Annotated in this window: 8 protein-coding genes; 3 read left to right on the top strand and 5 right to left on the bottom strand. The window is 39.7% G+C overall.

What is annotated here, in order from left to right:
- Window positions 1–171: 171 nt before the first annotated feature.
- Genes VK664_RS20735 through VK664_RS20725 form a run of 3 tightly spaced genes read left to right on the top strand, consistent with a single transcriptional unit; the run spans window position 172 to window position 6,099 of the window.
- The gene (locus VK664_RS20735) at window positions 172–1,728 is read left to right on the top strand and encodes a class I SAM-dependent DNA methyltransferase (RefSeq protein ID WP_461400614.1); all 1,557 of its coding nucleotides are present in this window, start codon (window positions 172–174) and stop codon (window positions 1,726–1,728) included.
- The gene (locus tag VK664_RS20730; RefSeq protein WP_461400613.1) at window positions 1,718–2,983 is read left to right on the top strand and encodes a restriction endonuclease subunit S; all 1,266 of its coding nucleotides are present in this window, start codon (window positions 1,718–1,720) and stop codon (window positions 2,981–2,983) included. The genes VK664_RS20735 and VK664_RS20730 overlap by 11 nt, the downstream gene beginning before the upstream one ends.
- Complete coding sequence (locus VK664_RS20725) at window positions 2,980–6,099, top strand: type I restriction endonuclease subunit R (RefSeq protein ID WP_461400612.1); 3,120 nt, start codon at window positions 2,980–2,982, stop codon at window positions 6,097–6,099. The genes VK664_RS20730 and VK664_RS20725 overlap by 4 nt, the downstream gene beginning before the upstream one ends.
- 560 nt (window positions 6,100–6,659) lie before the next feature.
- Here VK664_RS20725 and VK664_RS20720 read toward each other — a convergent pair.
- From VK664_RS20720 to VK664_RS20700, 5 genes are all read right to left on the bottom strand, one after another.
- A complete protein-coding gene (locus tag VK664_RS20720) occupies window positions 6,660–7,067 on the bottom strand; it encodes a hypothetical protein (RefSeq protein ID WP_461400611.1) in 408 nt (135 codons plus the stop codon).
- Between the two features lie 309 nt (window positions 7,068–7,376).
- Complete coding sequence (locus VK664_RS20715; RefSeq protein ID WP_461400610.1) at window positions 7,377–7,922, bottom strand: hypothetical protein; 546 nt, start codon at window positions 7,920–7,922, stop codon at window positions 7,377–7,379.
- A gap of 239 nt (window positions 7,923–8,161) precedes the next feature.
- Window positions 8,162–11,665 (bottom strand): patatin-like phospholipase family protein, encoded by a 3,504-nt coding sequence (locus VK664_RS20710; protein WP_461400609.1) that lies wholly within the window; start codon window positions 11,663–11,665, stop codon window positions 8,162–8,164.
- Between the two features lie 171 nt (window positions 11,666–11,836).
- On the bottom strand, window positions 11,837–14,125 hold the full coding sequence (locus VK664_RS20705; protein ID WP_461400608.1) for a hypothetical protein: 2,289 nt from the start codon (window positions 14,123–14,125) through the stop codon (window positions 11,837–11,839).
- The gene (locus tag VK664_RS20700; RefSeq protein ID WP_461400607.1) at window positions 14,122–15,189 is read right to left on the bottom strand and encodes a S8 family peptidase; all 1,068 of its coding nucleotides are present in this window, start codon (window positions 15,187–15,189) and stop codon (window positions 14,122–14,124) included. Before VK664_RS20700 ends, VK664_RS20705 begins: the two co-directional genes overlap by 4 nt.
- Window positions 15,190–15,194 lie beyond the last annotated feature (5 nt).

The raw sequence follows: 15,194 nt of genomic DNA, 5'->3' as shown, positions 1-15,194 counted from the left end.
AACTGCTGTCAACAATTGCGGATGTTAGCGTCTCAAAAAGGTATTTTGACTTTAGCTAAACCAACTAAAAATGGCTTAGCGTGAGTTTACACAGATGTGTTAGAATCATGTGCTGCCGCCTCCTCAAAATTTTGTACTTTGCCCCATCCTAATAAAAATACCTTCCAAATCATGAGCGACATCAAGAATCTCGAAAAAACCCTATGGGCAGCCGCAGATAAAATGCGTAGTAATATGGATGCTGCCGAATACAAACACGTAGTTCTCGGTCTGATCTTTCTCAAATATATATCTGATGCTTTTGGTGAAAGGCATGAGGCGCTGAAACAAGAACTGGAAGATTCTAAGAGTGACTGGTATGTACAGGAAGAAGAGGCTCGTTACGCAACGTTGAATGATAAAGACGAATACACCAGCCATAACATCTTTTATGTTCCCGAAAAAGCACGTTGGACTTACCTGCAATCAAAAGCAAAGCTCCCCGAAATTGGTAAGTTGATCGACGATGCAATGGATGAAATAGAAAAAGTGAACCCTGTATTAAGAGGGGTGTTACCGAAAATTTATGCTGATCCAGATTTGAACAAGCAGCGATTGGGTGAACTCATTGACCTGATTGGTACTATTGGTTTTAACCAACCCGGTCACAAATCAAAAGATTTACTGGGACAGGTTTACGAATATTTTCTCGGGCAGTTCGCCGATGCAGAAGGCAAGAGTGGCGGACAATTCTATACACCATCATCTATTGTAAAACTGTTGGTAGGAATGCTCGAACCTTATAAAGGTCGTGTATACGACGGGTGCTGTGGTAGTGGCGGTATGTTTGTGCAAAGTGAGAAGTTTATAGAGGAGCATGGTGGCCGCCTGGGGGATCTTTCTATCTTTGGACAGGAAAGTAATCCCACCACTTTGCGTCTTGCAAAAATGAATCTCGCTATTCGTGGAATTGATGCAAAAATAGAACTGGGAGACAGTTTTTTACACGACAGGCATAAAGACCTCAAAGCCGATTTCATTCTAGCCAATCCCCCTTTCAACATCTCCGACTGGAGTGGAGAGCAATTGCGTGACGATATGCGTTGGAAATTCGGAACCCCACCGGTTGGTAATGCAAATTATGCCTGGCTGCAGCATTTTGCACATAAGCTAAGCCCGAATGGAACCGCTGGAATTGTACTTGCAAATGGAAGCATGAACAGCAATACCGGCAGTGAAGGAGAAATTAGAAAGGCGATGATTGAAGCGGGATTGATCGACTGCATGGTCGCTTTGCCAGCACAGCTTTTTTATAACACAATGATTCCGGCCTGTCTTTGGTTTCTCGCGAGGAATAAAAAAAATGGAAAATTCCGCGACCGCAGCAATGAGATATTATTTATCGATGCACGAAAGCTTGGTGTAATGATTAACCGGCGGAATAAAGAATTGAAGGAGGGGGAGATCAGAAAGATTACCGATACATATCATAAATGGAGAAATCTAAAAGGGAAATATGAAGATGTAGCCGGCTTTTGCAAAGCAGCAACCATTGAAGAAGTCAGAAGTAATAACCATGTCCTGATGCCAGGGCGATATGTTGGAACTGAGGATGCCGAGGATGATGGTGTTTTATTCGGCGATAAAATATCTGCATTGACAACTAGACTCGCAGAACAATTAAGCAGAGGCCATTCTTTGGAAACAGAAATTAGAGCGAATCTAAAAGGTATTGGCTATGAGTTCTAAAGATTGGGGACAATTCAGATTAGGGGACATATGTCTAAAAATAGGTTCGGGTGCAACTCCTAGGGGCGGGAAGGAATCCTATTCCGGTACAGGAGAATTTGCTTTGATAAGAAGTCAAAACGTATTAGACTTTTCCTTTTCCTATGATGGATTGGCGTTTATAGACCAATTGCAAGCTTCGAAATTAAATAACGTAATAGTTGAGAGGGATGATATCCTTTTAAATATAACCGGAGACAGCGTGGCACGCGTGTGCCAAGTTCCGAAAGAAATTTCAAAGGCTAGAGTAAACCAGCATGTTGCTATAATTCGACCGCAAAAAGATATACTAGACAATAATTACTTAAAATATTATCTACTGAATCCTTCTTTTAAAAATTATATGTTAGCACTATCTTCAGTCGGAGGAACTCGAAATGCCTTAACTAAAGTTATGATTGAGGATTTTAGAATAACTCTTCCGCCGATTGTCATTCAACGCCAAATCGCTTTTCTTCTCTCGTCCATAGATGACAAAATAGAACTCAACCGCCAAATGAACCAAACCCTCGAAGCTATTGCCCAAGGACTTTTTAAAGAATGGTTTGTTGATTTCAATTTTCCTGACTTTGATGGTACGGTAATAAACGGCCTACCTCAGGGCTGGAAAAAAATCTTAATCAGCGATATTTCTAGTAATATACAATATGGATTAACTCAGAGTTCTACTCTTGAAAACGTTGGACCTAAATTTTTAAGGATTACGGATATTCAAGGAGGAATTGTCAACTGGAGTAAGGTGCCTAATTGCATTGCAACGGAAAAGGATTTTAAAAAATATAAAATTAATGCACATGATATCTTTATTGCACGAACTGGAGCGTCAACTGGGGAAAACATCTACGTTGTTAACCCACCAACAGCTGTATTTGCATCATACTTAATACGAGTTCAGTTTGAGAATCCAGCATTGGCCTGCTATGTAGGCAAGTTCCTCAGAGGCAGTGAATATTTCAATTTTATAAGTTCGATATTAAGTGGTTCTGCTCAACCAAATGCTAATGCCAAACAATTAACAAGTATCGAAATTGTATTGCCAACCAACGAAATCCTGGACAAATATTTTATAATTGTTAACAGTTTGAATCAAAAGAAGGAACTGAATGCAAATGAGAATGAAACATTAGCCAACCTTCGTGATACTTTGTTACCTAAATTGATGACGGGAGAAGTTTCGATGCCGCAAAGAGAAAAACGAAGCACCGCTGCTATATGAAAAACTTCATTACCGAGGATCAGATCGAAAAGATTGCTTTGGAAATTTTAAGCAATGACCTTGGTTATCAAATTCTTTTCGGGCCTGATATTGCAGAAAGTGACTTCCCTGAACGTACCTATGCAGACGTAATTTTTACCAGTCGTTTAAAAGATTCCATCGATCGAATAAATCCGGGTATTCCGACTGAAGCAAGAGATGAAGCATTTAAAAAAGCCATGCGTGCATCTTCTCCTGACATGCTGATAAACAATGAAGCATTCCATCTGATGCTTACGGATGGAATCGATGTAAAGTTTCGGACCGAAAATGGTAACCGAAGCGACAAAGTGTGGCTTGTAGATTATAACAATCCCGAGAAAAATTGTTTTCTCGCCGTTAACCAGTTCACCGTAATTGAAAACAACATTAATAAAAGGGCAGATGTTGTGCTTTTCATCAATGGTCTTCCAATTGTTGTTCTTGAATTGAAGAATGCCACAGATGAAAACTCAGATATGTATTCAGCATACCAGCAATTGCAAACGTATAAACAGGCCATTCCATCGCTTTTCCAATACAACTGTTTTATGATTGCCTCGGACGGCTGGTTTTCAAAAGCCGGTACACTCAGTTCAGACTACAGCCGGTTTATGGAGTGGAAAACGGCAGATGGCGAAAACATTATCGATACAGATACCGAATCGGAAATGGAGCCTATGCTGAAGGGCATGCTGAATAAAAAGACTGTACTAGACATCATTCGCTACTTTATTGTGTTCGAAAAGAGCAAAGACAAAACGATAAAAAAGATAGCAGCCTATCATCAATACTATGCAGTCAACAAGGCTATCGCTACAACAGTTAACGCCTCAGCAACAGAAGGAGATAAACGAGCTGGGGTTATCTGGCATACGCAGGGAAGCGGCAAGAGTTTAAGTATGGTTTTTTATACCGGAAAAATGGTGGTGACAGAAGCGATGAACAATCCAACAATTGTTGTGCTTACTGATAGAAACGATCTTGATGATCAGCTATTTGACACCTTCTGCAATTGCTCACAACTACTCAGACAGGAACCTAAACAAGCCACTGATCGCAAAGCGTTGAGGACTCTTTTATCAGTCGCATCCGGTGGGATTGTATTTACCACCATTCAAAAATTTTTACCTGAAGAAAAGGGCGACAGTTTTCCCAAGCTTACGGACAGACGTAATGTAGTTGTTGTGGCCGATGAAGCGCACCGCAGTCAATATGATTTTATCGATGGCTTTGCCCGTCACATGAGAGACGCATTGCCAAATGCCTCCTTTATAGGCTTTACCGGTACTCCCATTGAAAAGCAGGATGCCAGTACACAAGCTGTGTTTGGCGATTATATAGATGTGTATGATATAGAGCAGGCTGTTAAAGATGGAGCGACAGTTCGCATTTACTACGAAAGCCGTTTGGCTAAAGTAAAATTAAGCGAGGCCGATGCAGCCGTTATGGATCAGCAGGTAGAAGAAATAACAGAAGATGAGGAATTGACTGATAAACAAAGACGCTTTGCCAAATGGGCCAGTAAAGAAGCAGTGGTAGGCAGCGACCAACGTTTGCGGCAAATAGCTAAAGACATGGTTACCCATTTCGAAGTGCGCATAAAGGCCAGTAGAGGAAAAGCGATGTTTGTTTCCATGAGTCGGCGGATAGCTGTTGACTTGCATAATGAAATTGTAAAACTTCGTCCGGAGTGGTATAGCAAGGATGATGATAAAGGTGTGATTAAAGTGATTATGACTGGCAGCAGCAGTGACGGTCCGGAATGGGCTGAACATATCCGTAATAAAAAGAAACGTACAGAGATCGGTGATCGTTTGAAAGATCCTGAGGACGAATTGAAAATTGTCATTGTTCGGGATATGTGGCTAACCGGCTTCGATGCACCAGTACTTCATACCTTATACATAGACAAGCCTATGAGCGGGCACAACTTAATGCAAGCCATTGCCCGGATCAATCGTGTGTTTGGTGATAAACAGGGCGGCCTGGTAGTAGACTATATCGGAATTGCGCAGGACTTAAAAAAGGCACTGGCGATCTATACCGAAAGTAAAGGCAAAGGACAACTTACTCATAATATCGACGAAGCTGCAGCGAAAATGTTGGAGTTATATGAATTGGTAGTAGATATGTTTGCTGGATTTGATTACAAGGCATATTTCAATCAAACACCGAGACAAAAGATGCAATTTGTTCTCGACGCTGCCAATTATATTTTAGGTCTCGCTGAAGTAGATGAAAAAGGAAGTCTAGTAAGAAACGGAAAACAAAGATTCAAAGATACAATTACCCGTTTGTCTCAGGCATTTGCGCTATCAGTAACGCATCCTGATTCTATGCTGATCCGTGATGACCTTGCCTTTTTCCAGGCTATCAAAGCCCGTATTGCCAAATTCGATGAAAACAGGCGCAAGCGAACCAACCAGGAAATAGAGACTGCGTTAAGGCAGATAGTCAACGATGCCATTATATCTGACGAGGTGATTGATATCTTCTATGCCGCCGGAATCAAAAAGCCTGATATTTCCATTCTTGACGACAAGTTTCTGGCAGAAGTAAAAAATATGCCTCAAAAAAATCTGGCTTTGGAATTGTTAAAACGTCTGTTAGAAGATGAAGTAAGAAGTAAAGAACGAAGCAACATCTCCCAAAGCAAAAAGTTCTCGATTATGCTCGAGGAGGCAGTAAAGCGTTATCAAAACGGACTGATAGAAGCAGCACAGATAATCGATGAACTCATCAAAATGGCACAAGACATTCGTGAGGCTGCAAATCGTGGCGAAAAAATGAACCTACGCGAAGACGAATTAGCCTTCTACGATGCATTAGCCGAAAATCCGACTGCGGAAATCATTTTAGGAGATGCCACCCTGAAAGCCATCGCTCATGAACTTGTTGAGAGCGTAAGAAAAAACACATCCATTGATTGGCAATTGAAGGAAAGTGTACAGGCGAAAATACGGTCGATGATCAAACGTATCCTGCGAAAGTATAAATATCCCCCAGACGATCCAGTGACCGGGGAGTACACTGTATCGGTAAATAAGGTTTTGAGTCAGGCGGAATTGTTGGCGGATTATTGGAGTACGAATTGATAAAAATTGCCACTTAAATTCGTGTCTAAACTGGATCTACAAAAATCTCATGTTGCCGGATTCCATCGCTAAATTAAATTATCAAGGGTCCTCCTAAAGCAGGACCAACCGACTCTTTTCTATGTTACTAAAGCGATTGATTCCATAAAAAAGGGCAGCTGTATCCCGCTACGGGATCGTTTATTTCAATTTGAAGCTAGCTCAAGAAGGTCTTGTGTAGTCGGTAAGCAACAGCGCAGAGTTTTTGGCAAGCAGGAGTGCAGAACTTTTGGCAACAAGCTGTACACAACAAATGGCAACAAAGAACGCAACTTTCTTTTGTATCTCGCAAAAAGTTATAAGCAGCAAAAGTTCATGGATAACATTCTATAATCAACAATGAGAAAAACACCAGGTCCTAACCGTTTTTACCTCACGGCATCATCGCACGGTCGACCCATCTTTACATTAGGCCAATAATATACATGTGTGTTCGGCGTCATCTTCAGGTGGTGCTTTATTTAGTTCTTGGAAGTTTATGAACGTTTCCGAGATGTGTATTTAATTTCGATGAGGATATATTATGGAGCTGTTGAGGGTTTGGGTGAAGTGGTTCTCGGTGAATCGAAAGTTGCTTCATTCAAACTGCCTTCCAGTTTTTCATTGATGTCAAGTAATTGCGCTTCTGTCATGTCGGAAAATTCATATTTTTTAACCGCGGGCTCCAAGATTCGGAAACCCCGTAGGAAGTGATCACCTTTTTGCTGGGCATTTACAAAACCGATAATGCCAATACATATTGTAGAAATAATAGAGAATACCGTAGTAACCGTTGGATGAAAAATGGTGCTGGCTGCCAATGCCGAAGATAAAATTCCAAGACAACCAACACTCCAATGAATGGCTGCATAACGGTTGCTCATCCTTAACCAGCAATCTGCTTTATAAGTCAGATCCTTGATTAGCTTTTCGTTTTTTATGGGTTGCATATTATAAGGTTTAATTACTAATTTAATTATCATATTCGAAACTGCAAGTATTTATAACATGTTTATTTAATTAACCAATAGGCTACGAATTCGATTTCGAGATAAGAATATATGTGTGTTCGGCGTCATCTCCGGGTGGCGCTTTTTTATCATACCAGCGTAAAATATCAGTGTGACAATCCCTCTAATGTTCATGTAGCGCTATCACAGCTCGCCAAAAATAGTTTTTGCGTTTCACCGCTATCCATACCATCGCTGATGACCATTGCATATTACTTTGTATGCACTAATATCTGAGCTATGTACACGTTATTTTCCTTGAGTATTTTCGGGAACTGACCTTTTTTCTATAAGCAATGATGCAACAGATGCACGCCATTGAAAACCCTTCCACCAGAAGGCTCGTTTACCAAAAACTGCGGCTTCAATAATAAGGGGCTTGTCAAATGACACCTTCTCTATTTTTGCAAAATGAAATACTTCACCTGGCGCAATCGTAAATTTTCTACTTTTAATATTTGAACCCCAAACGATTTGCGATGCTTTATTAATGGACAAGCTTTTGTATTCATCAAATCTGATAATATGTTTAACTTCCATATTACCCTCGGTATCTTGAACTTTTATGGCAATATCCTTTAACCATAGTGCATCTGTATTTCCTTTTTTTAATAATAACTTAATTGCTAACAAGTCGTTTGTATCGTCTATGGCTTGTCGGGTTGTTTCGATAGAAATTTCTAAGTTTACAATTAGCCAGCCTGCGATTATTTTCCAGCCAAAAAAACCAGCAGCTGAAACAAGCGCAACAATTTTAAGTGCCGTTTCCAAGTAATCCAAAGTTGCTTTACACATTTTATTAATTTTTTAGCCATGATAAATAGAAAGAGGACAACTTTTCCGATTGAAGTCCATTATTAGTCTGAAGGGTACCGAATTTTGGTGTTATTTTATGTCTTTACTCCAACTGTCAAAATGTTTCAATACATGATATTGAAATATTTATTTAGCTGGCTTTATTAAATGATATCATTTTTCTTCACTCTATTACAGAGTTCTTTAACTAACAACATTTAGTGTATTGTAAGCAATCATTATAATTTTAACTGAGCAAGTATCTTATCATTAAAGGCTTTATCGGCTATCCACAAACCCAACTTTCTGTAACTCTCAAATTGTTCTTCATTAAAGAATTGGTCAGCAGTTGTCTGATGCGGAAAAGAACTATTTTTTTTCGCATATTCCATTACGTCCACAGGAAAATCCTTTTCTACGATCGAAGATTTGATATACAATAATTTTCCGGGTTGGACATTCCCGGTATACTTGATATCACCCAGAGCGTAGTGGCACTCAGAAAATTTACCATCTTTCCGGGTGACTATCTTTGATATGTCAATGCTGATATCAACTCCAAAATCAATCCTGCATTTCCTGATCGCATTGGCAAATCCCTCACAAGTGAATTCACCATCTTGTTCTCCATCACATAAAATAATGTACCTGCATTTGCGCCTTATTAATTCATACAAACCCATATTATCAAAATGTCCCCCGTCTGAGAGTGCAACATAATCGCTCCTGGTATTGGTCTTTCCGACCAAGTTGTTGAAAATATAGCCCAGCCCAAACCTCGGTTCCGATCTTTGCCAAGTACTTTTGCGGGGATTTCCCATCCACCAACCCATTTGCACATTAAACACAGTCAGTAAGAATGCCGTTGCTGCCGAGGAATGATAGCCTTGGTTAGGGTTGACAGAAGCCCCAGATATTGCCATGGCTGTCCCAATGGTTGGTCCACGATCGCTAAAAGCATAGTCTTTTGTTTGCCGGTATGCATAATCATATGACTTTACCTTTAAATCGCCTCCCGCTTTCAACATACTAAAATCGAAGCCGCAATGGTACGGCGTGAAAACGAATGATTCTGCTTTACGGTCCTGACGATCGAGGTCAGTCACCTGTGAGGCATTGAGTGTCGCATTTAGAATAGGGAAGGGACCATAATACCCATACTTGTTTTTCATGTTCGCCAGTTTCTCATCATCTCGCAGATCAAAACCAGTAAATGGATTGGAAGACTTTTGACGGTCAGTCGCCCTTCTTGTTGCGCCCAGGTAGGCACGTACCAGCCGATTGCGGTAAAAATGATGCATGGAGAATTCATTGACACCTACCTGCATGGATAATAACAGGGCTATTACAAAACAAAATGCAATGATGCAAATAATATAGAATTCATTGAAATTATCGTACATCACAGTGTTATGAAAAACTTTGTAGTATACCAAGTTATAGATAGGTGTGATTAGTCCTGGTAAAAAGATCAGCAACCCGAGTGCAAAAAGATATGGGCCAATCAATGCCAAAACATTTACCAATGACGATAGGGTGGAGGCTGACTTCTTCTCTCCTGATACTTTACTGCTGAATGCAGCTTTTACAGCAGAAAAGATCATAGCTGCCCATCCTCCAGTCACAGCAGTACTTGCAAAGGGACTTTTCATAAATACATACAAGATAAAGTCCTTTCCCAGCAGCGCCGCAGATGCAATCAATAACCACAAAAAAGATGTACGGTGTATATAAGCGCCCATTCTGCCCCACCACTCCCTTCTTTCATCCGGGAAATACCTTCCCAGCAGTCCCATCCTGGCAACCAGGGTAATGCTGAATACTTCCAGCACCAGGGGGAATCCCAAAATAAATTTTAATTCCATATGATAACGGGTGAAATACGTCACAGTTATGTTGTCAATCTTTTGCATCAATGCCCAGGCAGCAGCCAGACATATCCAACTCACCGCCGCTGTTATCGCAGCAGTGATGATCAGCATCGTCCAGGCCAGGATTTTGCTAAACTTAAGTTTCCTTAATAAGTCCTGAATAAAAACTGCATATTTTCCGAGTACCGCTACTATCATTAATGAACCGAAGTTGACAAGAGCTGCCGGCCATAAGGCTAAAACTTTACTCCTAAAGGTTAAGCATTTGATATCATCATGTGCCCAATCGGAGGACAGCCATGCAGCGATAACATAGGCACTCACAAAGGCAATTAACAGGAGTATTTTATTGATCCTTATGGTATCCTGTTTTCTTATTTTCAGCCATCTTATGCCCTGGCTGTGGTAGGCTTGCATACCCAAGCCTGCCAGTAATGAAACAGGCGCTAGTGTTATCAAACTATAAAAAAAGACCTGCCACGTGTTTGAAGAAATAGTTTGACGAGCGATGTCAGACCATCCTATAAAAAGCAGGTTTCCTAAAAATAATAGTGACAGTAGCGATAGGAAGATAATGGTTTGGTTGAGTAAAGTATTTCTTAGCCAGGTTACGCCTACAGTCCAGGCGTCGGCGGACATAATGCTGGTATTGGGAGAAAAGTAATTGCTGAACATACGCAACCATTTTATAGGCCGCAATTCTTCACCAGATGGATCTGGTGACAAGTCTGTACACAACCGATTGGTAACTTTTACCAACGAGCCATCTCTTTTAATCCAAGCAGCGAGCCAGCTGCCTATGTATCCTCCACCGGATACCGTTGACAGGTAGTCGAATTTCTTGATAAGGTTCTTGCTAGCCAATCCTTGTAGTATCCCGAGATTAAAGGTTGCAGAGCGAATGCCCCCCCCAGAAAAAGCCAGTGCAGTGAGGCCGCTCATTTGTTCTGCTCTTTCAAACGGATCATATGCGCTCACCTCTTTAATCGCATTTCCTGGTGCTTCGGTATCGCGCTTTGCTACTATCTCTTCCTTCATTCGTCGTTCACGGTTTAACTGAATCTCTTTAAGCTCCATATCAAAAATCTGTTCAAATGATAGAGGTACTAATGCTTGGATAAGTTGGTTGTACAATGCGTTGGTATTGCGGAGCAACGTTTCAGGATTTACATCATGTGTAAATGTTTCTTTAAATTGATTGATCCATTTCATTTCCTCTTGATCCAGCAGGGTAGCTTGCACTTCCGGTTTCATATCCCATGATTGCAGAATTCTTTCACGGTATGCAGTGTACCTTCCTGCACCGAGCGCCAATACTACCTGCATCGGTAAGTATTCTAATGCCTTGGCCAATTCTACGCGTTGATCAGCATCAGCATATAATATTTTACTAATGGCTTCCCGCCACATAAAAGGCGAAGGATAATTGCCATTAATTTCCTGCATATTGGCAATCCAATATTTCCGGTTGTCATTTATCCATTTCACCAGGTTCCCAGCCAAAAAAATCGCATAGGTAACGGACCATTTCACCATGTATTTCTGGTCAACTTTTTTCTTGCTCATCCAGATGAGTTCAATGGCTTTTACAGCAAATCCATCTTCCTCCCTTTTATTTAAAGGGATAGCGTAAATTTTTTCCCGATTTTTGGAACTGCTATTTCCTGGAGATTTATCGGGGTCTATCGCTTGTGCAGCTTCTTCTTTTGTTGCGTACAAAACCAGTGTTGCTTCTAGATCTTCCCGTGAAAGCGTCAAAATGCTAATAGATTGGTCTTTTTTGCCATCGGCGATGGCTCCCTTTAATAGGGTGGTTTGAATCGCAGTAATAAATGAAATTGCCCGGGCTGTTAAATCTTTGATGGCATTCATTGTTCGAAGTTTTTTCGAGTGTTAAGGGATTGATACCTGCATACAATCAATTACATTGGTAGCTGGTATCAGCTGTTTAAGTCCAGGTGGATTAAAATGATCGCTTTTAGGATTAGTAACGGAGATCAATAATCGCAGTTACAACTTTGCACTTCTATGTTGGTACATATTCTATTTTTTCTTTCTATAATTTTTTGTCCAAAAGTTAACCAATGGAATATCAATGGCAACAAACCAATTGCTCCTCCATCTTGAGTGTTCTGATTCTGCGAGTTTTCCGTCGTCCTTTTTTTGATATAATTTAGAACCATATTGAAATCCATATCCTACTGACAATGGTATGTATGAAAGTCCTCTAAATGGTAACCCAAGTCCATAAACCAAGTACCCACCTGGCGTGAATATGTCATCAATAGTTATTTTTTGTTCTAATGCTGTACTGTCGTTACTTAACCGGTATCCTACAATTGCGCCAACATCGATTAGGGTCCCATAAATGCTCAAAGACCCTATGTTATTTCCATTGCGATAGTGCCCTAGTCCCCAACTAAAGGCAATTCCTATCGGTGACGTTACTCCAACCGTTGAATTATTGCCATCAATTTTATCAGTGTTATTTGCGTTATTATTGATATAGCCGCCTATGTAAGCATTTAATGAAATATTAAAGCAACTATTTTTCTTAATGGAAGAACTTCCTGCCGGGAGTACTGCCGCTTCTATAGCAGCTTCGGCCTCTTCTGAAGTTTCGGATTTAACTATACTTGCTATCATATTACCATATCTCAGGATGCGTTCAACAGTTGTTGAGCGGTCTTCCAACGAATCCTGCTCTAGTAATTTGGTGTTTGTTAAATTGCTATCATTAGCCCGAAATGCGGTGCTATCTATAATTTTTGTTGTTTGAGTTGATGTATACTTGATGAACAAGGAATCAACTCTTAAAGAGTCATAGAATTTCTTTTTATCTTTTCTGGCCTGATCGGTTTTAACCAATACTTCTTCCAGAATTAGGTAGGCATTCATCACCGCAGCGTTATAGCTTTTTGTATAAATGTTTTTATACAGATCATTGGCATTTTTTGCCATAGATATATACCGATCATCTGCAATACCCGGCTTGATTACATTTGCTACCTTAAATCCATACTCAGTTACATCAATCGCTTTTTGTATGTATCTGTAGTAATCATCGTTTGTAAGACTTCCTTTTTTTTCCCTGATCTCTTTAATTGATTGCTCAACATCGTTTGCCAGAACCAAAAAATTCTCTACAAGATCAGCGATCTTTAAAATATCATCCTTATTTTCTCTCATGAAGTCCTGAACAGAGGTATATTGTCCTTTCGCATTTCTGAAAGTGACACTATCCATTCTTTGGTAAAGCAATCCAAGAAAAATCTGCAGAGTAATAGTGTCACCTAAAATATTATCGTGGAAATCACTAAACTTTATCCATGCCTTCTTTTTAGTAGCCAATTTATCAGTCCTGGATTTTATTATTAATGAGTCAATCGTTTCAAATTTTAAAGCAGTATCTGAACCAACATTTACTCGTTTTATACTATAATATCCCGCCGTCAATTTCACTGTATCTGTGATGAAATCTCCCGGACTAATCGTGCTCACAACTCTTGAAATTTTTATCACTGTAGTATCGTATATTTCAGGCGCTTTTTCACGTACACTTTCCGAAATTCGATTTAAAACCTCCCAGGAGCTTTGAAGATTGATATTCATTTCACCCCATTCTTTAAGTTCCGCAAACCGGGAAATTAAGTTAGCAGGGTGTGTTGATGTTGACTCACTTTGAGAAAGCTCGCTGATAATTTTAGCTGATCGAATGGCTACTCTTATCTCGGGCAAGGCTTTTAATAGTTTTTGGTATTTGGGCAAATCGATTAATAAATTCAGATTGATGATTAGGTTGCTGATATCCTTATAAAAAACTTCTCGCAGCGAATGGAGCAATTCTGAATATCGATAAGATTCAATTTTGTCGAGAAATGCAGCCGTGGACGGGAATAAGGTTTTGGCTTCATCATTTTTTTTCAAAAAATCTTTCATGCGCTGAAAGAAGGCAATGTTTAATTCTTCTTTGCCCCGTTTGATTAGGAATTTTGCAAGACCATCAGCAATATTGGTAACATCGAGACCGCCAATAGATTGTGCTAGACTGGGAACAGAAAATCCCTTAGGAATGGATTGTATTCCAGGGCCCTCGAAGTAAGCCTTGAGGAAAGGATTTGCTTTTATCAGGGCTGTAAGTTCAGAGTCGTTGTGATTAGGCCCAAAGTAATAATTAAAAATATTCCTGTTTACGGCTGATATTTTAAACTTGCCTTGATTACTATCGGCAAGAAATTTTAAATAAATAGCATCATAATATGCAATACGTTGTCCAACGATTTTGGTCGCGAAACATGATAGACATAGCGCTATGACAAATATATTTTTCATATAGAAGGGTTTTTAAAATAGGTTAATAATAAATCACCGTTTAGCACAGGCAGCTGGAGATTTTCAAAGGGTCGTAATGCTGATGCGCCTAATAATATTCTTCTTATATCACCTATGTCATAACTAAAATTTTTCTTTTCAATTATTAAGGCAACAATACCTGCAACGATCGCATTTGATTGACTAGTACCTGTCAATTGCAGGATTTCTCCGTTTATACTATATGAGGGTATATTTAGTCCATCAACAATTGTTAGTAAACTTGAATTTATATAAGGATATAGGATATTTTTGATTGGAACTGACCCTATACTTATAGTATTTAGTAAAGCAGCTGGATATAAGGGACCTGGATCATTAAATTGAGTAGCATCTCCAATAGCGCAAACAACTATTTTCTTTTTATTTACGGCGTTGTCAATAGCTTGCTGAATTTTTTCGAGAATATCTTTCCGGTTTATAAAGGAACCCCAGCTGATAGATATAACATGAATTTCCTCTTGATCTGCACACCAATTAATCGCATCAGCATACCGTATTGTTTCGGATTCTTCTAAATTCGAGCCTCCAGCGATTTTACATATGAAAAGATTACAGCTAGGAGCTGTACCAATTATCTTTTTATTTCTATTTCTAGCACCTATTAATCCTGAACAGTGGGTGCCGTGACCTTGTGTGTCTTGAAGGGATACAACATTGCTAAAGACAAAGGTTTTGCTCTTGTCATAAGGCAGTTCTGCGTTTTCAAAATCAATTCCAGTGTCAATTACGGCAACGCCTACATTTTTCCCTGTGGCATATTCCCATAGTTGAGGAATTTTTAGAGTTGTCATCCACTCAGGAATCGAGATGTCTGCTTTTGACAAATTATCCAACCACTTCTCCGAGGCCCAATTCCCATCTCTATCCACATGCCATATTCCCAATTCATTCGTAATCTCACTTACGCTCTCAAATACTGAATCCTTGTGTAATACGCCTATTATATTATGCTTATCAGTAAAATTCAAAACAGGACTTGTCCGGATATTTAGCTTGTTTGCTATTACTTTTAATTGTTCCATTTCAA

Source organism: Flavitalea sp. (assembly GCF_035489435.1).
Lineage (GTDB): Bacteria > Bacteroidota > Bacteroidia > Chitinophagales > Chitinophagaceae > DATHKG01.
The sequence above is the reverse complement of the archived record's forward strand: the minus strand, read 5'-3'. Positions and strand labels throughout refer to the sequence as shown.